Here is a 21,991-nt window from a genome sequence, read left to right as displayed (position 1 = left end):
GAATATAATAAAGGAAGTCACGGTTTCGCAGCCCCAAAGGAGCTGGTCACGAAAATTTCACCTTACTCCGCGCTCAGCCTTTGTCTCGTGCCTTGTCAAGCGTGCCGCGTGCAATCGCCACGACCGCGATCAGGGTCAAAGTCCAGAAGAACCAGGTAATCGGCCCACGCAAAAACACATCTGGCGAACCGCCCGACATCAGCATCGCTTTGCGGAAATTATCCTCGAGAAGCGGGCCAAGGATGAAGGCGATCAAGAACGGAGCGGCGGGTATGTGGTACCGGGACAAGACAAAGCCAACCCAACCCATCACGAACATGACGCCGACATCGAAGATGTTGTTGTTAACCGCAAAGACCCCGTAGATGCAAAGCACAAGGACGATGGGCATCAGGATACGCTTGGGGATGTCGGCCACGGGTTTGAACCCACGAATTGCCAAACCTCCGACGATCAAAAGGAAGCCTGAGGAAAAGATGAGGCCGATGAAAAGGCCATAGATGATATCCACGTTCATCACGAACATCATGGGCCCCGGCTGCAAGCCATGCACCATAAAGGCACCGATGATGATGGCGGTGATGACATCGCCGGGCACACCCAAGGCCAGAAGCGGAATCAGTGTGGCGCCAGCGACACCATTGTTGCCCGCCTCAGAGGCGGCGACACCCTCTATTTCGCCTTTTCCAAAATTGGCCTTGTTGGGGGATTTGCGGCGCGCCTCTGAATAGCTGAGAAAGGCCGCAGGGGCCGCGCCGATACCGGGGATCGCGCCGAGAAACACACCGATAAAACTGCCCCGCACGATAGAGCGGAAACACCGCCGATACTCGGCGAATGTAACCCATTTACTGCCCAGTGTCTGTACCTTGCCCATATGGCCAGTGGGGTGCCAAACCATGTTGATGACTTCTGGAATGGCGAAGAGACCGATCAGCACGGCGATAAAGTTCAGACCGCCCATGAGGTTGGGATCGCCGAAGGTAAAGCGATTGGTGCCATAAACGAGGTCAAGCCCAATGGTGGCCAAAAGCAGGCCCAAGAGCGCAGAGAGCGCGCCACGCAACAGGCTCTCGCCCGACACACCTGCGATAATTGTGAGCGAGAAGAGGATGAGTGCAAAGAACTCTGGCGGACCAAAGCTGAGCGCAAAAGACGCAAGCCAACCCGCAAAAAGGATCAAGGCCAGGTTCGAGATCACGTCTGCCGTGCAGGATGCCCAAAGCGCCATGCCCAGCGCGCGCCCCGCTTCGCCACGTGCCGCCATCGGATGCCCGTCGAGCACCGTGGCCGAAGATGCAGGCGTGCCGGGTGTCTTGATCAGGATGGCAGGGATTGAACCGCCAAAGATACCGCCCTTGTAAACACCCAAAAGCAAAAGGATGCCATTGATAGGCTGCATCGGAAAGGTAAAGGGCAAGGTGAGCGCCACCGCCATAGTCGCAGAAATCCCCGGAATCGCCCCACCGATGACCCCGATAACGATCCCGATCGCCAAGGACACAAGCGCGTCTACATTTCCGACCAATGCGAGGCCGGCCATTAAATTGTCGATCACGCTCATGGCAGCCTCACAAATTCACCCTGCGGGATCGCGACACCGGCGACATGGGCGAAGAACCCATAGAGCAGAAGTGGCACCGCCACAGCGCAAATCAACGCCGTTTTCGGATGCCGTGTCTTCACCAAAAAGGCGAGCGATGCAAAGGCCAGCATCGACGCCCAGACCATACCGATGCGCGGCAAAAGCCAGAAGGTGACAGCCATCAAAACTGCCATGCCCGCCAACCGCATCAGCCCAGCGCGCGGGTCTTCGATCGGGTCATTGGCCGGCGTGCCGTCAACATCTTCCTTGCGACCAGCAAAAAGCATGCCCAGCCCAACCAGTCCTGTCAGACCGGCGATGGCGTAGGGCCAAAACCGGGGCGACAGAACGATGTTGCGAATATTGCTCGGGGCAGAGATCCAATAGGGAATTGCATAGAGGATCAGAAAAACACAGGCCACACAGGCACCAATGCCCAGTTGCACCTGAATTGCGCGTTTGTTCACCCTGATCCTCCCCGATCAGTTTGCTAGCACTGAAAGGCCGGGCATCTCTGTGCCCGACCTATGCGTGCGCTATGCTTTAGCCCTCGATCCGCATGCCGAGCTTGTCGACCAGCGCACGAAAGGTTTCATACTGCGCCTGAATGAAAGCGTTGGCTTCTTCGGGACTCATAACATTGATGACCGAACCCATCGCGCTCATCTGGTCCACGAATTTCGCGTCTCCGGCTGCTGCGGCCATCCATTCACCCCATTTTGCGGCAACCTCGTCTGGCAAGTCATCCGGCCCAGCGATACCGGTCCACCCCACAAGCTGTGTCAGATCAGGCTTGCCCAGATCGACAGCCGTCGGCGCATCAAACCCCTCGACAGGTTCGGCCGTGGTCACGAGGATCGGCTTCAGTTGCCCATTGGCCACAAAATTGGCAAGCGCCGATGTGTTGGTGCAGATAAAGGTCACAGTGCCGTTGAGAACAGCCGTGGCCGCCTCACCACCGCCGCCTTGGGGAATGTGAATCGCCTTATCCAGCGGGTTCTCGACACCGAATTCATCCAGCACCATCACCGCCGCGAGATGCAGCATCGAACCGACGCCAGAAGAGCTATAGCTGGTGCCCTCGGATTCCGTCAGAGCAATGAGATCCTCGATGGTTTCGATGCCGGAATCAGGGCGCACGGCACAGGCGACGGGGTTGATTTCATACACCGTCACAAAGCGGAAATCATCGAGCGTATAGGGCAGCGTGGCCTTCATCGCCGGATTGACCGTGTGCGAGCCGACGCGGGCAAAAAGCATGGTATAGCCGTCTGCCTTGGCGTTTTGCACCGCAACCGATCCGGTGGCACCCCCTGCCCCCGTAATATTCGACATGACCAGCGGCTTGCCGACCACGGTGCCCAAGGGCTCTGCGATGGTGCGGGCCGAAATATCGGTCGCGCCGCCTGCGCCATAGGGAATGACCATGTTGATGGGGCGTTCGGGATATTCGGCCAACGCGGCAGTCGCCGTCAGCCCAAGCCCCATAGCGCACACCGCGCCCAACTGTCTCAGCTTCATGTTTTCCTCCTCCTCCTCTGTCGTGTCGGCGGCAGGCTTGTTCGCTGATTGCAACGCCGTCGTCTTTAGGTGTAACTTTAAGACACGCTTAATATAAGCAATATTCCGTTACAGGATGCGTTAACTAAACTTACGAAAGAGGCGGGACATGTCAATCCGGCGCTTGCGCACCCTGATTGCGGTGGATGACCACAAGACCTTTAGCGCTGCTGCCGAAGCGGTTTTTGTGACCCACGCCGCCGTCAGCCAACAAATGCGCAGCCTCGAGGAAGAATGGGGGGTTGTGCTTTTTGACCGCTCACGCCGGTCGCCGGAACTGACCCCGACGGGGCGTGCATTGGTGGCGCGGGCGCGCGATATCGTGCGTGCCTACGATGCCATCGTGCCGTCGGTCTTGGGCGACGAAGGGTTTCGTGGCGAAATCTCGTTGGGGGCCGTTCCTATGACCCTGACGGGCCTGACCCCGCTGTCAGTGCGCTTGCTCAAGGAAAGCTATCCAGACCTGCATGTGCGTATCGTACCCGGGATGACCACCTCGCTCATCGCAGAGGTTGAACGCGGCGCGCTTGATGCGGCGGTGCTGTCACGGCAGGGCCCGTTACCCCCGGAAATCGACCATGCCGACATTGCGCAAGAGCCAATGGAACTGCTCGCCCCACAAGAGGCCGAGGGCGACGATGTGCGAGATCTTTTGCTCCGGTATCCGTTTATCCGGTTCAGCCGCGACGCTGTTGTCGGTGGGCTGATCGACGGTTGGCTGCGCGAGCACGGGATTCCCGTGTCGGTCACGATGGAGTTACAGGGACTCGAAGCGATTTCGAGCATGGTGCTTGCGGGTCTTGGCGTTTCTATCGTTCCTGCGCGCTGTGTGCGGGGGGTGCAACCGCTACCGCTGCGCCGCGTGCCACTGCCCGAGGGCGCGCCCGTGCGCCAACTGACACTGGCCTATCGGCGCGACAATCCACGTATCCGCATCATTCAGGAAATCCACAAAGCCCTGTTGGGTGCGGTCGAGATCGGCATTTTCACTCCCTCCACAGGCGGACCCACGGGATGAACGCCGACGCCCTGCCCTATGTCATTGCGGGCGCAATGGCAGGCGGCTCCATCAACGGTCTTGCCGGGTTTGGCACAGCCCTGTTTGCGCTTGGCTTCTTTCTCGCCGTTCTGCCGCCCGTTCAAGCGGTGGCCATGTTGGTCGTGTTATCCGTGGTCACGGGCCTGCAAGGGCTTTGGGTCGTGCGCGCGGCCATCGGACAGAACAAGCGGCGGCTGGCGCGTTTTCTCCTACCAGGATTGGCGGGCATCCCGATTGGTGTGACGATCCTCAGCGTGATTGACGCCAGCACGCTCAAGACCGTCGTGGCGGCGATGCTGCTGCTTTACGGTGGGTATTTCACTCTGCGTGCAAACCTTCCAACGTTCGAACGCGCCACGCCATTCTGGGATATGCTGGTGGGGTTCTTGGGCGGCATTCTAGGCGGTGCAGCCTCGCTCTCGGGGGCGCTGCCGATGATGTGGTGTACGCTGCGCCCTTGGCCACGGCATGAGACACGCGCCGTTCTTCAACCGTTCAACGTGGGTGTTCTCGCGGTAGCGACAGGGACGCTGGCACTCAAAGGTGCCTACACGCGCGAGACCTTGATCTATCTTGCGATTGCAATCCCGGCGGCGCTTTTGGCGGCGCAGATTGGGATAAGCGTCTTCAAACGACTAAGCGACACGGCCTTTCGGCGATTGCTGATCGTGATGACCTTTGTTTCGGGCGTGGTTTTGCTTTTGCGCGAGCTGATCTAGCCAATCACCTCGTCAGAGCGATCATCCGTCTCGCCATAGCGCTTGAGCGTCGCGGGGCGCGTGCCTTCGTAGACCCGTTCAAGGTTCTTGGCGATCTTGGCGTTCTCGCGTTCAAAAAGGCAGTTACCGTCCAAATCAGACGCCACAATGAACGGCCCCATCTTGTTGCAGCGAATGACCCACATCGCCTGCGCCAATCCCAATTCATCCTGCCAGTGCACGGCCTCGACCTTTTCGATGCCACGACCTAACAGCGCCCCGGTGCCATAGCCCACGGTTGAAAGGTAAATCGCACCATTGGGTACGAAATAGGATTTGTAATCCTTCGACGACATGCCGCCTTTGCCGATGATCAGCTTGGCCCCTGTCTTGGCCATCCATTCCGGCAACCATTTGGCAAAGCGGAAAGAGGCGGTGGCCGTCACCGCCCCCATGTTGAAAGATCCATCGGGGCGAATGGCGGCGGCAGGAGAGCAGTGGAAATTCGCTGCACTCTGGCTGGGCAGTTCCAGCGGAATATTCGCCTTTTGCTCCAATGCGCGCATGTAGACGCCTTCACGGGCCGTATACAGCAACCCATCAAGATAAACGATATCACCGAGGCGCAGCTCGGCCAGCGCCTCGGGCGTTGGGGTGGTGCTCAGGCGGATTTCGCGGGGCTTGGTCATTCTGCCGCCTCCTGTGCACTGCCCGGCCAATCCACGGTTTCGCGGCGCTGATAGGGGGTAAACCATTCGGGATCGGTGCGGTAGTGGACCCGCCCATCAGGATAGAGGCGCGCGACGGCCCGGCGGGACGAGAGGCAAAAGGCATGCACCGACATCTGCATGCCTCCGGTATGGCAGTAGCCCACCTCGATGTTGCAATTGATCACCATGTTCTTGCCGACAAACCCCATCGCGCCCATGCCGATGGAGTTGCCCAAATCCTTGAACTCGCGCTCTAACGCGGCGATCTTCGGGTCCGGGTTCTCACTGCCCACGACGCGCAGGCAGGCGGCGCGCTTGCCCAACACCATGCAGGTATCCTTGGACCCACCCAACCCGATGCCGATGATCGCAGGCTGACAGGCCAGCCCCCGTTTGCCAAAGGCAACAAGACTGTCGAGATAAAACCGCTTGATCCCTTCGATCCCGTCAGACGGAAAGAGCATGCGGTAATCCGTGCCAAAGAGACCGCCTTTGTGCACCGTTATAAGATCAATCCAGTCGCCATCCGGCTCGTACGCATACTCGATCTCAGGCGCACCGATGCCAACATTATTGTTGTGATCCGTGCGCCAGAGGGGATGCACGCGATTGGGGCGCAGGGGCACGTCATAGGTGGCCTTGGCTGTCGCGCGGCGCAGCGCGGATTCGAGCGCGACCGGCCCCCCCTCAATCCGAGCCTCGTTGCCCATCTTCACATACCAGCGCGGGCACCCCGTATCGCCGCACATCGCGCGGCGGTCCTCTTTGGCGGCTTTGTAATTCTCAAGCATCGCTTGAAGGACGAAAGACGACAGATCACCGTCCTCGGTCTCGGCTGCTGCTTGAAGGCCAGTCAAGTAATCGTCTGGAATTTCAATCGCAGCCTTGTCCATCAGGCGCTCGGCGGTGTTCTGGATAAGGTCGATTGGGATCATTGCGCGGCCACCAATGTTTCGGGTTCGGTCTCGGGCAGGATTGTTTCGCCGGGGCGAATGATCGTGAACTGCACCGCATCACGGCGGACCGTCAGATCGCTGCCCTTCTGGGTGATCACGGTGAAATAGGACGCATCAAGATCACCCTCGTCCGGGAAATCCTCTCGGTAATGCGCGCCGCGCGAGTTTTCGCGCGCAAGGCCCGCCAGTGTAATCGCCTCGGACACGTCACAGAGTGAGCGCAGGTTTAGCCAATCGTGCCATGTGAGGTTGAAGGCAAGATTATCGCCTCCGACGCCGACATCCATCAGCGCATTGGAAATCTCGGCAACGCGGGTCAAACCACGCTCCATGCCCGCCGCTGTGCGCATCACGCCAACGTCTTCCCACATCGCCTCTTGCAGCGCGTGACGCAGGGGATGAACCGGCGCGGGCTGACGGCTGAGGGGATGCAAGGCGCGGTCAATCTCGGCCTGCAGCGCGTTGGGGCAGGGATCGCGCAGCGCGCCCATGGTGCGAATATCCGCGCCCATCACATCACCCGCGACACCGCCATAAACGGTGGAATTGGCCACGCCATTGCCCCCCAAACGGTTCGAGCCATGCGCGCCGCCGGCGTCCTCGCCCGCCACATAGAGCCCTTCCATCGCGGTCCGGGTATCGGGATCGACCACCACGCCGCCCATGAAGTAATGCGCGGTTGGCACGACCTCGACCAAACCACCTGCCAGATCAAAGCCGCTGTCAGCGCAGCGTTTGACCATACCGGGGAATTTGGCGCGCACGTTGTCGGGGCCAAGATGCGCCATAGAGATAAAGACGCCACCATTCGCAGACGTATTGTTCTTGCGCATTTCGGCATAGATGGCGCGGCTGACGACATCGCGGGTCGCGCGCTCTCCCTTGGGGTCATAGTCAAACATAAAGCGGTTTTCGGCACCGTTCAGAAGCTGACCGCCCGCGCCGCGCAACCCCTCTTCCAGCACGGTGCCGGTCATCCGCGTGTGATCCCCCGCCAAGAGGCCGGTCGGATGAAACTGCACCATCTCCATATCGCGCAGTTCCAATCCTGCACGCAGCGCCATGGCGAGACCATCCATCGTCTTGTCGCCTGAAGGGGTGTTGTACTTGTACATCGTCGGCCCGCCACCCGTGGCCATAAGGACCGTCTTGGCGCGCACCAGACGAAAGCCGCCCGTGCGCATGTCGATAAAGAGCACACCCGCCAAGGCGCTACCGTCGCGCGTAGGGATAAGACCAATGGCGCGATGTTCCTGCAGCTTTTCCACGGGGCGCGCCAGAACCTGCTCCATCAACCGGCTGATGATCTCGATGCCGGTCAGGTCGCCCTTGTGGACCGTGCGGTCGGCGGTTTGCCCGGCAAAGGCTTTTTGGTGCAGCGTGCCATCGGCGTTGCGGTCAAAGAAGCAACCGATTTCATTTTCCAGCTCGTGAATGCGCACCACCGCCTGTTCGCAAAGTTTCCAGGCCATATCCTGATTGGGCAGCCATTTACCGCCCTTTACGGTGTCCATGAAATGCCGCTCCACGCTGTCGCCGCCACCCAGCGCCACGTTATAGCCACCCTGCACCATGCGCGTGCAGCCACATTTGCCAATGAGGCCCTTGACGGCAATGGTGATCCGCGTGCCTGCAGGCGCCGATTGCTGCGCATGCAGCGCCGCAAAAAGCCCCGCACCGCCGGTGCCGATAATCAGAATATCGGTATCATGTCGGTCGATTTGGGTCATCAGATCGCCCTCAGGAAAAACGTGCCAGACAGAAAGAGTGCCGCGCCAACCGCCCCCGCGGCCAGCGTTTTATGGCGGTCAGACCATGGCAGGAATTCGAGCGCCATCAGGCGCAAACCGCCGAACATATGGACGGCAAGCAGAAAGACGAGACCGAATTCGGCGATCTTGACCAAGGGATTTTCGGCAAAGGCGAGAAAGCCATCAAGTCGCGCAGGGGCGGTAATCGCCTGTGACAATAGCCAGAAATGTGCGGGCAGAAAGAGCGCAAGCGCCAGACCAGAGATGCGGTGCAGCACAAAGGCAAACCAGAGTGGATGCGAGCGGGGCGGTTGCTTCATGGCAGCGTCACCGCAAATACCGCGCTCAGGCCAAGGGCAAGAAGGGCCGCACAGATGCCCCATGTCAGCATCCCGAGCGCGATGCCGCGCAGGCGCAGCCATTCGTGCGCAATGACACGCACACCAATCGCGGCATGGACGGAGACCGCAATGACAAAGGTGCCGTAAAACAGGAACCACAGGAGGCTCCCTTGGGTGCGGCCCAGAATTTCGGCCGTACTGAGGCCGCCCTGAATGGCATAGATCATCACGGCGATATGGCCCAGAACCAAGGGGGCCATCACCAAAGCGCTCAGGCGTTGCGCCATGTAGAGCCGCAGATCAAGCATCGCGCTTGCCCCGCAAGGCCGCCTTGACCGTTTCCCGCTTTAATCCCGCAATCGCGCGCATCGGGTTCAGCCCGTTGGGGCAATACTGCGCGCAACTGCCCATGGAGTGACAGTTGTGACAGCCGCCCTTGCCCGAGACCGCCGCCAGAATACCCGGCCGGTCTGCATCACGGCTGTCGTTGAGAAGTGTCCAAGCGCGTTGCAATGCGGCGGGTCCCAGATAATCGGGGTTGCCTGCCACGGTGTCACAGGCGGCGTAGCAGATGCCGCAATTGATGCATTCAATGCCAAGATTGGCCTCGGCTCGTTCGGGGGCGTCAGGCTTGATCGGGTCAAACTCTTCCAGTCGTCCGCGTGTCGGGTGATGCCGCGCCTCTGCGGCCACCCATTTGTCAAAGAACGGGTCCATGTCTGTCGCCAAATCCTTGATCACCGGAAGATTGCGCAACGGCGCAATATCCAGCTGCCCGCCGCTGGCAACGCGGCTGACATGGGTGCGGCAGGTCCAACGCGGCACTCCGTTGACCATCATGGCACAAGATCCGCACATTCCAACACGGCAAGCAAAACGATAGCTGAGCGTTGGGTCAGCCTCTTGCTGAATCCAGCTCACCGCATCAAGCACCGTCTGATTCTCCCGCGCCGGGACCTCAAAGTGCTCTGTTCTGGTATCGTTTGCCGTGCCGCGCTGAACGGTGACGTGCAACATCTCGGGCGTTCGGGTCACGGTAACCTCTGGCTGATCTTTGGGGCTATGGGTTCTTTTATAATTATGAGTTTTGCTAACAAAAAGGAATAAAATCTAATGTTTGTCGTAATAAAGACTTACACACATGATCTCAGGTAATCCTCTGGGCGCGGCGACAACTCTTTGCCAAAGCTTAAAATTTGTGCATGATTGAGGGATAAGCGGGCATGAAACCGCATTGGGACCCGTCTGTCGCAACAATTTCGATTGCACAGGCCCCAGACAGGGAAAGCATGATCCTATGGATATGTTCGATGAAATGCAGGGGCAGAATGGGCAGATTCGTGGCCCCTATGCCAAGTTTGATGCCTGGCTGAGCGAGGAAGATGCCGCTCGCCTGCGTGCCAAAAGTCGTGAGGCGGAGGATCTTTTTCGCCTTACCGGGATCACGTTCAACGTCTATGGGCGGTCAGAGGCCGAAGAGCGTCTGATCCCCTTCGACATCATTCCACGCATCATTTCGGGGCGGGAATGGCAGCGGCTGGAGCGCGGCATCGAGCAGCGGGTGCGCGCGATCAACGCCTTTTTGCATGACATCTACCACCGACAGGAAATCCTCCGGGCCGGGCGTTTGCCGCAAGAGATGATCTCGAACAACGTGGCGTTTCTTCCCCAAATGATCGGGATGATGCCGCCGGGGGGTGTCTATACCCATATCACCGGCATCGACCTTGTGCGCACCGGACCGGATGAGTTCTTTGTGCTTGAGGACAATGCGCGCACGCCGTCAGGTGTGAGCTATATGCTGGAAAACCGCGAAACCATGTTGCGGATGTTTCCAGAGCTGTTCTCTCGCAATCAGGTGCGCCCGGTATCGGATTATCCGCGCAACCTGCGGCGCTCGCTTGCGGCATCTGCTCCGGCGGCCTGTGAAGGCACACCGACGGTGGCGGTTCTGACCCCCGGCATTTTCAACTCGGCCTATTACGAACATGCCTTTCTAGCCGACAAAATGGGCGTCGAACTGGTCGAGGGGCATGACTTGCGGATCGTCGACGGGCGCGTCGCCATGCGCACAACACGCGGATATCAACCGATTGATGTGCTTTACCGCCGGGTGGATGACGACTTCCTCGACCCTCTCAACTTCAATCCCGAGAGCGCGCTTGGCGTGCCGGGGATCATGGATGTCTACCGCGCAGGCGGGATCACCATCGCAAATGCCCCCGGCACCGGCATTTCCGATGACAAAGCGATCTATAGCTACATGCCCGAGATCGTAGAATTCTATACAGGCGAGCGCCCCATCTTGCAGAACGTGCCAACATGGCGCTGCAACGAAAAAGAGAGCCTTGATTACGTTCTGGCGCATTTGTCAGAACTGGTGGTCAAAGAGGTGCATGGATCGGGCGGCTATGGCATGCTGATCGGCCCCGCAGCGAGCAAGAAGGAATTAAAAGAGTTTGAGCGCAAGCTGCGGGCGAGACCGGGCAATTACATCGCGCAACCTACGCTCAGCCTCTCGACCGTGCCGGTCTTTACCAAATCCGGGTTGGCCCCGAGGCATGTGGATTTGCGGCCCTTTGTGCTGATGTCGCCCGAGGGGATAAACGTGACTCCCGGTGGGCTGACGCGGGTTGCGATGAAAAAGGGCTCGCTGGTTGTGAATTCGTCCCAAGGTGGCGGCACCAAGGACACTTGGGTGTTGGAGGACTGAGCCATGTTGGGGAAAACAGCCGGAGGGCTCTTTTGGATGGCGCGTCTGCTGGAGCGCGCCGAGAATACATCACGGATGATCGAGACCGGCCAACGCATCGCGCTGACGCGCGCGGGCAGCGGGGCTGACGATTGGCTGTCAGTTTTGCAAGCTGCGGCAGTGGCCTATGGCTATCAACAGAAACACACCGAAGTGTTGCCAGAATTAGCAATCGACTGGATGTTGCGCGATCCCGACAATCCCTCTTCTGTGATGGCGGTGGTCACGCAGGCGCGGCACAATGCACGGCTCGTACGTACGGCGCTGACATATGAAGCATGGGAGGCGGTCAATTCCTTTTGGATGCTGCTCAAAGAGGCGCTTGCCCGCAAAGTGGCAACCCGCGATCTACCCAAAGTTCTATCGCTGATCCGCGAACGCAACGCGCTGGTGCGTGGGGGCATCCTTGGGACCATGCTGCGCAATGAAATCTATGATTTCATTCGGATCGGCACCTTCATTGAACGCGCTGACAATACCGCGCGCATTCTCGACGTGAAATACTATGTGCTGCTGCCCTCAGCGGCGGCGGTCGGTTCGCGGCTCGACAATGTGCAATGGGACACGATCCTGCGCTCGGTCAGTGGTGAAGGTGGCTATCGCCTGACCATCGGCCCGGATGTGACGCCAATGGGCATCGCGCAGTTTCTGATTCTTGACAAACGTATGCCACGCAGCCTGAATTTCTGTTGTGGCAAGCTGCGCGATAACCTCAACTATCTGGCAACGGATTACGACCTGCGCCTGTCATGCCACCACCAGGCCGACACACTCTGCCGACGGTTCATGAGCCATGATGTCGCCGCGATCTTTGATTACGGCTTGCATGAATATGTGCAGGAGGTGCTTGGCCATCTGGGCAGGCTGAGCAAACAAATCGAAATCGACTACAGGTTTTACGGATAGCCCATGCACCTCGCCATCAAACACCTCACCCACTATTCATATTCCGCGCCAGTCCCATATGGCGTGCAACAGGTGCGGCTCTATCCCAAACCAACGCGCGGACAGCGGCTGGTGAATTGGTCCGTTACCGTAGAGGGCGCCACGCAGCAGGCGGAATTCATTGATCACCACCGCAATCACGTGGTGATGTTCACTTTTGAGTCCGATGTGACCGAGTTGACCATCCGCTCCGAGGGCGTGGTAGAGATGACTGACACCGCCGGAATTGTCGGCCCACATGAGGGCATGGCACCTCTGTGGCTATTCCAGCGCCCCACTGAACACACCCGAGCCGGCAAAGGATGTCGGGAAATTCTGCGTCATATCGAGGGTGAGGGAGACTTGGCGCGACTGCATGATCTGTCCACACGGGTGCATTCGGCAATAGCCTATGAAACCGGAAAATCCGAGATTGCTTGGACGGCTGAGGATGCGCTTGCCGCAGGGCACGGCGTCTGTCAGGACCACGCGCATGTGTTCATCGCCTGCGCGCGTGCAATGGGTCTTCCGGCGCGGTATGTTTCAGGGTATCTGCGGATGGACGGTCAAGACGAACAGAGCGCGACCCATGCTTGGGCAGAGGCCCATGTAGAGGGTCTTGGATGGGTCGGGTTTGACGTATCCAACGCCATCTCGCCCGATACACGCTATGTGCGGGTGGCGACTGGGCTAGACTATACCGAGGCCGCGCCGATATCCGGGCATCGTTACGGGGCGGCGACCGAGAATATGGATGTGACGCTGCAGGTGACGCAGCAACAGTGACAGAGGGTTTAAGACGTGACCTATTGCGTGGGCCTGTGCCTTGATCGTGGCATCGTCTTTATGTCCGACACGCGCACCAATGCTGGGCTTGATAATATCTCGACCTTCCGCAAGTTGCACACGTGGCAATTGCCCGGTGAACGCGCGATGGTGCTGTTGACAGCTGGTAATCTGGCCACCACCCAAGCGGTTGTCAGCCTGCTGGAAGAACGCACCAAGGCGCATGACGAGCGTGATCCAACCATCCTGTCGGTCCCGTCGATGTTCCAGGCCGCGCGTCTTGTTGCGGGTACGCTGCGCGATGTGATCGAAACCCACGCCAGCACCGGACAGCGCGCTGACAGTACCTTTAACGCGACGATGATCCTTGGCGGTCAGATCAAGGGCGGGCCGCCACGCCTGTTTTTGATATACCCCGAGGGCAATTTTATCGAAGCCAGCCGCGAGACGCCGTTCTTCCAGATCGGTGAAACCAAATATGGCCGCCCAATTCTGGTGCGCGCATATGAGCCAAGCATGCGCTTTGCCGATGCAATGAAGCTGTTGCTCGTGAGCTTTGACTCGACCATCAAGGCCAATCTATCCGTTGGCTTGCCGCTCGACATGTGCATTTACGAGGCCGATAGCATGCGGCTGCCGTCGATCCATCGGATCGAGGCAGACGATCCTTATTTTCGCACGATCTCTGATAGCTGGGGCGACGCCCTCAAACTCGCGTTCGAGAGCCTGCCAAACCCCGAGATTTGAAGGGCGGCCGGGGTCAAGCCCGGCCAAACCCCCCCGCAGTCGGTGTGATGACGGTCACGGCTTCGCCTGCCTCAAGCACCGTCTGGTCACAGGCGTTCAGCACCTCGATCTTGCCCGAAAGACGGCGGACTTCGGTCCGACCGGCCTCGCCCGCGCCGCCGCCCGAGCCGCCTTGCGGTGCGCGGTTACGGTGCGACGACAGGATCGCGCAATCCATCTGGGTGAGAAACCGCAATGTACGGCTTGTGCCATCCCCGGCATTGACAGCCCCTTTGCCGCCAGACCCCGGACGCAGGGCGAAATTCTCTAGCAACACGGGGAAGCGCAATTCGAGAATTTCCGGATCGGTCAGGCGCGAATTGGTCATATGCACATGCACGCCCGAAGTGCCGGGAAACTTCCGCCCGTCGTTGAACTGCCCGGCAGGAGAGCCGGAGCAGATGGTTTCATAATACTGAAACTCGTCATTGCCGAAGGTCAGATTGTTCATCGTGCCCTGACTATTGGCCATCGCCCCCATCGCGCCAAACAGCGCGTTGGTCACATGCTGCGATGTTTCGACATTGCCCGCAACCACCGCCGCCGGATAGCGTGGCGAAAGCATAGAGCCTTCGGGCACGATGATCCGAATGGGGCGCAGGCAGCCTGCATTCATGGGAATTGGGGCCTCGACCATGACCCGGAACACATAAAGGACGGCGGCGCGCGTCACCGGCTCTGGCGCGTTGAAGTTGTTTTTGCGGACCTCGGAGGTGCCGGTGAAATCAACCGTCGCTTCGCGTGCGGCGCGGTCTACCGTGATCTTGACCCGGATCACCTGACCGGTGTCGGTCTCGTATTCATACGCGCCATCCGACAATTTCTCCAGCACCCGCGCCACCGCCTCGGCGGCGTTGTCCTGAACGTGGCCCATATAGGCCTGCACCACATCGAGACCAAAATTGCTCACCATCTTGCGCAGCTCATTGATGCCGCGCGCATTGGCGGCGATCTGCGCCTTGAGGTCGGCCACATTCATGTCGATGTTGCGGCAGGGATAGGGGTGGTCACTGAGGATTGAGCGCAAAGCATCCTCGCGGAATTGTCCCCGGTCTACCAGTCGAAGATTGTCGATCAACACACCCTCTTCATCCACGGTGGTCGCAAGCGGTGTCATCGAACCGGGAGCGGTGCCGCCGACATCGGCATGATGACCGCGCGACGCGACCCAGAAGAGGATGGCTTGCCCAGCCTCATCAAAAACCGGCGTGACAACAGTAATGTCGGGCAAATGCGTGCCGCCGTTATAGGGCGCGTTGAGGGCGAAGACATCGCCGGGGTGAATGTCGCCTTCATTGAGGCGAATAATCGTCTCGACGCTGCGATCCATAGAACCAAGGTGCACCGGCATATGCGGGGCATTGGCGACCAAGGCACCCGTGGCGTCAAAGACCGCGCAGGAAAAATCCAATCGCTCCTTGATGTTGACGGACTGCGCGGTGTTTTGCAGGGTCACGCCCATCTGTTCCGCGATCGACATGAAGAGGTTGTTAAACACCTCAAGAAGGATCGGATCCGCCTCGGTCGTGCCAATCGCCATGTCGCGGGCCATCCGCTCGTGGCGGGATAAGAGCACATGGTCATGTGCCGTAATCTCTGCGCGCCAGCCGGGCTCGACCACGATGGTCTGGTTCTCTTCGATGATCAGGGCAGGCCCGGTGATGGTATTGCCGGGTGTCAGGCCCGCGCGGCGGAACACGCTCGCAGGGGTCCAGTCACCATTACAAAACAGCCGTGTGCGCGTGTCGGTCTGCGCCTCAGCCACGTTGCGGGCGGCCTCGCTCTCGGGGGTGTCAGGAAGGACGGTATCTGTGGCCTCAACCTCGGCGCTGTCGATGATCACGCGCTTGTCGGGCGTGGTGAAGCCGAATTGCGCCAGATGCGCCGTCTCGAATTCCGCACGCGCTTGCGACGGGGTATCATAGGTCACCGGCAGAGCGGTATCGGTGCCGTCGTAGCGCAGATAGAGGCGGGGGCGAGTGTCTGCCCCGGTCACGCCCTGCGCCTGCATTTCCTGCATGACCTGCGCAGTCAGATCGTCCAGCACACCTGTGATGACGTTGTCGCTGCCGTCCTCCAGCGGCTCCACCACCATTTGTTGCCGTGACGCGCTAACGCGGGCCAGACCGATGCCATAGGCTGACAGAAGGCCAGAAAGCGGGTGGATCAGAACCTTTTCCATGCCCAAGGCATCGGCCACAAGGCAGGCATGTTGCCCACCTGCGCCACCAAAGGAGTTAAGCAGGTAGCGGGTCACGTCATAGCCGCGCTGTACCGAGATTTTCTTGACCGCGTTGGCCATATTTTCCACCGCGATACGCACAAATCCTTCGGCCACCTCTTCGGGTGATTTGCCGTCGCCTGCCTCTGTGGCGATCTGTGCAAAGCGGGCTGAAACCATATCACGATCGAGCGGTTGATCCTGACCGGGGCCAAAGATGGGCGGAAAGAAATCTGGGTTGAGTTTACCCAGCATGACATTGGCATCAGTCACCGTGAGCGGCCCGCCGTTGCGATAGCAGGCAGGGCCGGGATAGGCGCCGGCGCTGTCGGGGCCAACACGAAACCGCCCCGGTTCGGCATGCAGGATAGAACCGCCACCTGCCGCCACCGTATGCACCCGCATCATGGGCGCACGAATGCGCACGCCCGCCACCTCGGTGTCAAAGGCGCGCTCGTATTCGCCCGCAAAATGCGCGACGTCGGTCGAGGTGCCGCCCATATCAAAGCCGATCACCTTGTCAAAGCCAGCAATCGCAGCCGTCTGTGCCATGCCAACGACACCACCTGCTGGCCCTGAAAGGATTGCGTCCTTGCCCTGAAACCGCTCTGCGGCGGTCAAGCCCCCCGAGGACATCATGAATTGTAGCGTGGGGCCGGGTTCGCCCGGCGGGGTCGCACCAAGCGCGGAGGCCACCCGCGCCACATAGCGGCGCAGAATGGGCGAGAGATAAGCATCAACCACGGTCGTATCGCCGCGCCCCACCAGCTTGATCAACGGCGACACTTCGTGACTGACCGAGACCTGTGTAAATCCTGCATCGCGCACTGCTTCGGCAAGGGCCAGTTCGTGCGCGGGGTTTTTCCAGGAATGCATAAGAACAATGGCGGCGGCATCTATCCCTACGGCGCGCGCCTCGGCAAGATCCTTGGCAATGACCGTCAGATCAAGGGGGGCTTCTAGTGTTCCATCGGCGCGCAAGCGCTCAGGTACTTCGATCACGCGGGAGTAGAGCTGTTCGGGGAGCAGAATTTCCTTGGCAAAAATATCTGGTCGCGCCTGATAGGCGATGCGCAAAGCGTCGCGAAACCCGCTTGTGATCAAGAGAACCGTGGCATCCCCTTTGCGTTCCAAAAGCGCGTTGGTTGCCACGGTCGTCCCCATACGCACTGTGCCGATGCGGTCTGCATCAATGGCTCCGCCCAAAAGACGCCGGATGCCTTCAATGGCGGCATCCTCATAAGCCTCGGGGTTTTCGGACAAAAGCTTGAGCGGTTCAATGCTGCCCTCGGGGTTGCGTCCGATCACATCGGTAAAGGTGCCACCACGATCAATCCAGAAATCCCATACTTTGGTCATCTTGTTCATCCCCGCTATGCTTCATTTACATTTTGTTGACAAATTATAAATGATCCGTCAAGCTTTCCTTGAACCGGGGATACAACCGGTCACTTCGCTCAATCAGGGAGACGACCATGAAACACTTCACCACCCTCGCCCTCTCAGGAGCCTTTGCCCTCAGCTTCGGTACTGCACAGGCGCAAACGGCTTGGGATATGCCCACGCCTTATGGCGACTCTGTCTTTCACACACAGAATATCGTGCAGTTTGCCGAGGATGTCGCGGCGGCGACGAATGGCGAGCTCACCATCACCGTGCATTCAGCAGGTTCGCTCTATGCGCATCCTGAAATTCGCGATTCCGTGCGCCGCGGGCTGGCCCCCATTGGGGAAATCCTCATGTCGCAGCTGGCAAATGAGGATGCGGTCTTTGGTGTCGACTCAGTCCCCTTCCTTGCGGCAAGCTATGACGATGCCAAGAAGCTTTGGGATGCCTCACGCGATGAGGTTACAGCACGTTTGGCAGAGCAGGGGCTGACCCTGCTCTTTGCTGTGCCATGGCCGGGTCAGAGCCTCTATCTGACAGAGGAAGTGACCGCGCTTGACCAGATGAAAGGTGTCAGTTTCCGCGCCTACAACACTGCAACCGAACGTCTGGCGCAATTGATGGGCGCTGTTCCAACGACGGTCGAGGCCGGGGATATTCCGACCGCTTTCTCGACATCGCGCGTCGCGGCGATGATTACCTCTCCCTCGACGGGTGTCTCGTCGCAGGCGTGGGATTTTGTGAGCCACTATATCGACACGCAGGCGTGGCTGCCGAAGAACATGGTGTTTGTGAATACAAGCGCCTTCGAGGCCCTGAGCGAAGCGCAGCAACAGGCGCTGTTCGAGGCCTCTGTCACGGCAGAGGCGCGCGGCTGGCAAATGTCGATGGCAGAAACCGAGGAAAAGATCGCGATCCTCAAAGAGAATGGCATGCAGGTTTCTACCCCTTCTGAGGATTTGGCCAATGGCCTGCGCGAGATTGGCGAGACGATGGCCAACGAATGGAAAGCCAGCGCCGGTGACGTAGGCGTGGCGATCCTGTCCGCCTACACGGCACGCTGACCCCTTCGGCGCGGGGGCAAACCCGCGCCACATTTCTCTGACATAAGGGAGGCTGCGGATGCTGCGCGGGCTGCTTGATCGTCTTTATGCAGCGGGGTTTGTTTTGGCCGCCCTCGCGCTTGTTACAATTGCCGGGCTGGTTCTGGTGCAAGTGCTGGGGCGGGTAATCGACAAAACCTTGCTCGCCATTGGCCAAGAACCGGTGGGTATCGCCATCACATCCTTATCGGAATTGGGCGGGTTCCTGTTCGTTGGTGCGGTTTTTCTGGCACTTGCGGGTACGCTTCGGTCGGGTGGCCATGTGCGAGTGACGCTGCTGATCCATTCAGTGCCGCCGTCGGCTGCGCGGATGCTCTCTGGCGTCGCTCTTTTGCTGGCGCTTGGCTTATGCAGCTTTGCGCTCTACAGCGCGGGGGTGCAGGCATGGGATTCATGGGCCTTCAACGCAGTCTCTTTCGGCATGGCGAAGTTCCCGCTCTGGCTGCCGCAAACGGTGATGGTGGTGGGGCTGTGCCTATTCTGGGTGGCCTTGCTCGACGAGTTTGTCACGCTCTTGCGCGGGTCCGTTCCGTCATTTCAGCGGGCCGAGGATGGCAAAGGGGTTCAGGATGGGCATTGAAATCCTCTCTCTTCTCTTGATTGTCGTCCTTTTTGGGGTGTTGGCGCTTGGCCTGTGGGTTGGGTTTGGCCTGATCGCAGTCGGGCTGGTGGCAATGATGCTGGCCAGCACCGCACCGGCCGAGCTTGTGTTTGGCACCAAAGTTTGGGGCGCGCTGAACATCTGGGATCTTACGGCGCTGCCGATGTTCATTTGGATGGGTGAGATCCTGTTCCGCTCGCGCCTGTCGTCTGACATGTTTTCGGGCCTTGCCCCCCTGACCGGACGACTGCCGGGGCGCCTGCTCCATGCCAATATATTTGGCTGCGCGCTCTTTGCCGCTGTCTCTGGGTCGTCCGCTGCGACAACAGCAACCGTTGGGCGGATGTCTGTGCCAGAACTCACGAAGCGCGGTTATGACGACCGGATGATCATCGGCACACTGGCCGGATCGGGCACATTTGGGTTTCTCATTCCGCCTTCTATCATCCTGATCGTCTATGGCGCTGCAACAGAACAAAGCATCGCGCGGCTGTTTCTGGCGGGGATCGGTCCAGGGATTCTGCTTGCTGTGCTTTTTTCCGGTTACACAATGATCTGGGCGCTGATGAACCGAGAGCGCATGCCCGAGCGGGAACCAGCAACATCATGGGGTGAAAAACTCCGGGCTCTCACACTCTTGGGGCCAACGATCCTGTTGATCGTCGCGGTAATCGGGTCGATCTATGCTGGATTGGCATCGCCGACAGAGGCCGCTGTCGTGGGCGTGTTAGGTGCGCTGATCCTGTCGGCCATTGGTGGTTCGCTGGATTGGCAGAGCACGTGGGAGGCACTGCGCGGTGCGACGATCACCACCTGCATGATTGCCTTTATTCTGGCAGGCGCAGCCTTTTTGACTGTTGCCATGGGTTATACCGGCATTCCGCGCGCCCTGGCGGCGTGGATCGGAGAGCAGGGGTATTCGCCCAATCTGCTGCTCGCGGCACTTGTGGTGTTTTTTGTCATTCTCGGCATGTTCCTGGACGGAATATCCATCGTTGTGCTGACCACCTCGGTGATCCTGCCCATGGTGCTTGCCGCCGGCATTGATCCGATCTGGTTCGGGATCTTCCTTGTCCTTGTTGTAGAGATGAGCCAGATCACACCCCCTGTGGGGTTCAACCTGTTTGTGCTGCAATCCATCACCGGGCGCAGTATTTTCGAGATTGCGCGCTATGCCTTTCCGTTTTTCCTGCTCTTGGTGCTGGCCACCGCCATTCTGACGCTATTTCCGGAGATTGCCCTATGGATACCCCAAACAATGCTGGCGCGTTAGGGCCTGTTGTCTCATCGGCACATCTGGCCAATTCGGGATTACCGGAACTGTCAGAGATGGAGTTTGCCCTGACCATGGCGAACCACGCATTCCAGCGCTGGATGGTGCGCTGCATGACGGCGGCAGGGATGCCGGGACTGACCCCGCTAGAGGTTTTGATCGTGCATCTGGTGCATCACCGGGAGCGCGCCAAAAGCCTTGCCGATATCTGCCTCGTGCTGAATATCGAGGATACACATCTGGTCAATTACGCTGTGAAAAAGCTGGAAAAGCAGGGGCTTGTGCGCTCTGGCCGCAGCGGCAAGGAAAAGACGATCACCATCACCGAGGCAGGGCAAGACTATTGCGCGCAATATGGACGGGTGCGCGAGGCGCTGCTTGTTCGTTCCGTGCAACAGATGGGGGTTGACCCGGCAGAGGTGTCGCGGCTTGCAGCGCTGCTTAGGGCGCTGTCGGGTGGGTATGACCAAGCGGCACGTGGGGCGGCAGCGATTTGATTGCGCTTCTGCATGGTTTGGCGCGTCATGGGCGCTTGATGCTTGCTCTAGGGTTGGTCGTGGGCATTTTGGCACCCAGATTAGCCAAGGAATTGGCACCGTTCATCTTTCCGATGATTGTTTTCCTTTTGTTTCTCAGCACCCTTCGGGTTGACGTTCTGCGCGCCTTTCCTGCTTGGGCCGATGTTCCCGGCTATCTGGGAATTACGCTGATGATGCAGGTCGCTTTGCCGATGGGTGCCATCGGGCTATTGGCGGTGATGGGCGCGCTGACTTCTATCCTTGGGATCGGGATGGTGTTGGTGCTGGCCGCCGCCCCGCTGACGGGCAGCCCTGGCCTTACCCTGATGGTGGGGGGCGATCCGGCACCGGCCTTGCGACAGTTGATCATTGGTACGATGCTTTTGCCGCTCACCGTCTTGCCGGTGTTTTGGGTGATGCCGGTGTTCGGTAGCCCTGCAGTGGTGGCCATTGCAGCGGCAAAGCTGCTTGGTGTGATTGCTGTTGCGGGCGGGCTTGGCCTGATTTTGCGCCGGTGCTTTAGTTTTTTCCAATCATTCCAAGGGGAAAGAGCGGTTGAAGGCCTGATAACCGTGGTAATGGCCGTGGTTGTCGTTGGGTTGATGTCCGCAGTAGGCCCAGCATTGCTGACAGCAAGCCCTGAGCTTTGGCGCACATTGGCAGTTGTTTTTGGTCTGAATTTCGGGGCGCAGATCACCATTTTCTTGGGGGTGACCCGGTTTGGCCGCGCAGAGGCCGCACCAGCACTTGCCGTTATTGGAGGGAACCGCAATTTAGCGCTCTTTCTGGGCGCGCTGCCTGCGAATACGGCCTCTGACTTGTTGCTTTTCATCGGCTGCTATCAGGTGCCGATGTACGTTACCCCATTGGTTATGGCTCCATTGATGCGGCTTTTGAAAAGGCGCATGTCGGATATGCCCTCTTAGATGTCTGATTTAATACAACTCTAGCGTGATTAGACCTTTGGGCTCTTTCAATTGCGCCTTTAACTTGGGCCTATG

General features: G+C 59.1%; 21 protein-coding genes. 11 read left to right on the top strand and 10 right to left on the bottom strand.

All coding sequences use genetic code 11. The features are described from left to right. Positions 1-73 precede the first annotated feature (73 nt). From ACLGGT_RS06830 to ACLGGT_RS06820, 3 genes are all read right to left on the bottom strand, one after another. Entirely contained in the window at positions 74-1,564 is a 1,491-nt protein-coding gene (locus ACLGGT_RS06830) for a tripartite tricarboxylate transporter permease (RefSeq protein ID WP_437195410.1), read from the bottom strand. After that, the gene (locus tag ACLGGT_RS06825) at positions 1,561-2,052 is read right to left on the bottom strand and encodes a tripartite tricarboxylate transporter TctB family protein (RefSeq protein WP_008282779.1); all 492 of its coding nucleotides are present in this window, start codon (positions 2,050-2,052) and stop codon (positions 1,561-1,563) included. Before ACLGGT_RS06825 ends, ACLGGT_RS06830 begins: the two co-directional genes overlap by 4 nt. A 76-nt stretch (positions 2,053-2,128) precedes the next feature. Beyond that, positions 2,129-3,106 (bottom strand): Bug family tripartite tricarboxylate transporter substrate binding protein, encoded by a 978-nt coding sequence (locus ACLGGT_RS06820; protein WP_437195409.1) that lies wholly within the window; start codon positions 3,104-3,106, stop codon positions 2,129-2,131. Between the two features lie 148 nt (positions 3,107-3,254). Here ACLGGT_RS06820 and ACLGGT_RS06815 point away from each other — a divergent pair, with 148 nt between their 5' ends. Together ACLGGT_RS06815 and ACLGGT_RS06810 are read left to right on the top strand one after the other, a co-directional pair. Then, a complete protein-coding gene (locus ACLGGT_RS06815; protein ID WP_437195407.1) occupies positions 3,255-4,163 on the top strand; it encodes a LysR family transcriptional regulator in 909 nt (302 codons plus the stop codon). Then, positions 4,160-4,903 (top strand): sulfite exporter TauE/SafE family protein, encoded by a 744-nt coding sequence (locus tag ACLGGT_RS06810; protein WP_437195406.1) that lies wholly within the window; start codon positions 4,160-4,162, stop codon positions 4,901-4,903. Before ACLGGT_RS06815 ends, ACLGGT_RS06810 begins: the two co-directional genes overlap by 4 nt. Here the strand turns inward: ACLGGT_RS06810 and ACLGGT_RS06805 are convergent. Genes ACLGGT_RS06805 through ACLGGT_RS06780 form a run of 6 tightly spaced genes read right to left on the bottom strand, consistent with a single transcriptional unit; the run spans position 4,900 to position 9,657 of the window. Next, positions 4,900-5,571, bottom strand: a complete 672-nt coding sequence (locus tag ACLGGT_RS06805) for a fumarate hydratase C-terminal domain-containing protein (RefSeq protein ID WP_008282775.1) — start codon at positions 5,569-5,571, stop codon at positions 4,900-4,902. The two genes, ACLGGT_RS06810 and ACLGGT_RS06805, sit on opposite strands and share 4 nt — an antisense overlap. Further along, a complete protein-coding gene (locus ACLGGT_RS06800) occupies positions 5,568-6,527 on the bottom strand; it encodes a fumarate hydratase (protein WP_151977578.1) in 960 nt (319 codons plus the stop codon). The genes ACLGGT_RS06805 and ACLGGT_RS06800 overlap by 4 nt, the downstream gene beginning before the upstream one ends. Beyond that, positions 6,524-8,278: an L-aspartate oxidase gene (locus ACLGGT_RS06795; RefSeq protein ID WP_437195404.1), complete on the bottom strand. Its 1,755-nt coding sequence runs from the start codon at positions 8,276-8,278 to the stop codon at positions 6,524-6,526. Before ACLGGT_RS06795 ends, ACLGGT_RS06800 begins: the two co-directional genes overlap by 4 nt. Then, a complete protein-coding gene (gene sdhC, locus ACLGGT_RS06790) occupies positions 8,278-8,619 on the bottom strand; it encodes a succinate dehydrogenase, cytochrome b556 subunit (protein ID WP_437195402.1) in 342 nt (113 codons plus the stop codon). The genes ACLGGT_RS06795 and sdhC overlap by 1 nt, the downstream gene beginning before the upstream one ends. Further along, positions 8,616-8,948, bottom strand: coding sequence for a succinate dehydrogenase (locus ACLGGT_RS06785; protein WP_151977574.1), 333 nt, complete (start codon positions 8,946-8,948; stop codon positions 8,616-8,618). Before ACLGGT_RS06785 ends, sdhC begins: the two co-directional genes overlap by 4 nt. Continuing rightward, a complete protein-coding gene (locus tag ACLGGT_RS06780; RefSeq protein WP_437197400.1) occupies positions 8,941-9,657 on the bottom strand; it encodes a succinate dehydrogenase/fumarate reductase iron-sulfur subunit in 717 nt (238 codons plus the stop codon). The genes ACLGGT_RS06785 and ACLGGT_RS06780 overlap by 8 nt, the downstream gene beginning before the upstream one ends. A 280-nt stretch (positions 9,658-9,937) precedes the next feature. Here ACLGGT_RS06780 and ACLGGT_RS06775 point away from each other — a divergent pair, with 280 nt between their 5' ends. The 4 genes from ACLGGT_RS06775 to ACLGGT_RS06760 are packed head-to-tail and all read left to right on the top strand — an operon-like array spanning position 9,938 to position 13,849. Further along, positions 9,938-11,353: a circularly permuted type 2 ATP-grasp protein gene (locus tag ACLGGT_RS06775; RefSeq protein WP_008282769.1), complete on the top strand. Its 1,416-nt coding sequence runs from the start codon at positions 9,938-9,940 to the stop codon at positions 11,351-11,353. 3 nt (positions 11,354-11,356) lie between these two features. After that, on the top strand, positions 11,357-12,298 hold the full coding sequence (locus tag ACLGGT_RS06770) for an alpha-E domain-containing protein (RefSeq protein WP_437195400.1): 942 nt from the start codon (positions 11,357-11,359) through the stop codon (positions 12,296-12,298). 3 nt (positions 12,299-12,301) lie between these two features. Further along, a complete protein-coding gene (locus ACLGGT_RS06765; protein ID WP_008282767.1) occupies positions 12,302-13,102 on the top strand; it encodes a transglutaminase family protein in 801 nt (266 codons plus the stop codon). Between the two features lie 15 nt (positions 13,103-13,117). Next, positions 13,118-13,849 carry a peptidase gene (locus tag ACLGGT_RS06760; protein ID WP_437195398.1) on the top strand — a complete coding sequence of 244 codons (732 nt, stop codon included), beginning with the start codon at positions 13,118-13,120 and terminating at the stop codon, positions 13,847-13,849. Positions 13,850-13,862: 13 nt separating this feature from the next. Here ACLGGT_RS06760 and ACLGGT_RS06755 read toward each other — a convergent pair whose 3' ends face one another. Next, positions 13,863-17,468: a hydantoinase B/oxoprolinase family protein gene (locus tag ACLGGT_RS06755; RefSeq protein WP_437195396.1), complete on the bottom strand. Its 3,606-nt coding sequence runs from the start codon at positions 17,466-17,468 to the stop codon at positions 13,863-13,865. 116 nt (positions 17,469-17,584) lie between these two features. Here ACLGGT_RS06755 and ACLGGT_RS06750 point away from each other — a divergent pair, with 116 nt between their 5' ends. The 5 genes from ACLGGT_RS06750 to ACLGGT_RS06730 are packed head-to-tail and all read left to right on the top strand — an operon-like array spanning position 17,585 to position 21,916. Continuing rightward, positions 17,585-18,559 carry a TRAP transporter substrate-binding protein gene (locus ACLGGT_RS06750; RefSeq protein ID WP_237183428.1) on the top strand — a complete coding sequence of 325 codons (975 nt, stop codon included), beginning with the start codon at positions 17,585-17,587 and terminating at the stop codon, positions 18,557-18,559. Between the two features lie 58 nt (positions 18,560-18,617). Continuing rightward, positions 18,618-19,178, top strand: a complete 561-nt coding sequence (locus tag ACLGGT_RS06745) for a TRAP transporter small permease (RefSeq protein WP_437195393.1) — start codon at positions 18,618-18,620, stop codon at positions 19,176-19,178. Further along, a complete protein-coding gene (locus ACLGGT_RS06740; protein ID WP_008282761.1) occupies positions 19,168-20,472 on the top strand; it encodes a TRAP transporter large permease in 1,305 nt (434 codons plus the stop codon). Before ACLGGT_RS06745 ends, ACLGGT_RS06740 begins: the two co-directional genes overlap by 11 nt. Before the next feature lie 56 nt (positions 20,473-20,528). Continuing rightward, positions 20,529-20,969: a winged helix DNA-binding protein gene (locus ACLGGT_RS06735; RefSeq protein ID WP_008282760.1), complete on the top strand. Its 441-nt coding sequence runs from the start codon at positions 20,529-20,531 to the stop codon at positions 20,967-20,969. A gap of 38 nt (positions 20,970-21,007) precedes the next feature. After that, the gene (locus ACLGGT_RS06730) at positions 21,008-21,916 is read left to right on the top strand and encodes a hypothetical protein (protein WP_437195391.1); all 909 of its coding nucleotides are present in this window, start codon (positions 21,008-21,010) and stop codon (positions 21,914-21,916) included. The last annotated feature ends 75 nt before the right edge of the window (positions 21,917-21,991 follow it).

Source organism: Roseovarius sp. MS2, assembly GCF_051447875.1.
GTDB classification, from domain to species: Bacteria; Pseudomonadota; Alphaproteobacteria; order Rhodobacterales; family Rhodobacteraceae; genus Roseovarius; species Roseovarius mucosus_A.
The sequence above is the reverse complement of the archived record's forward strand: the minus strand, read 5'-3'. Positions and strand labels throughout refer to the sequence as shown.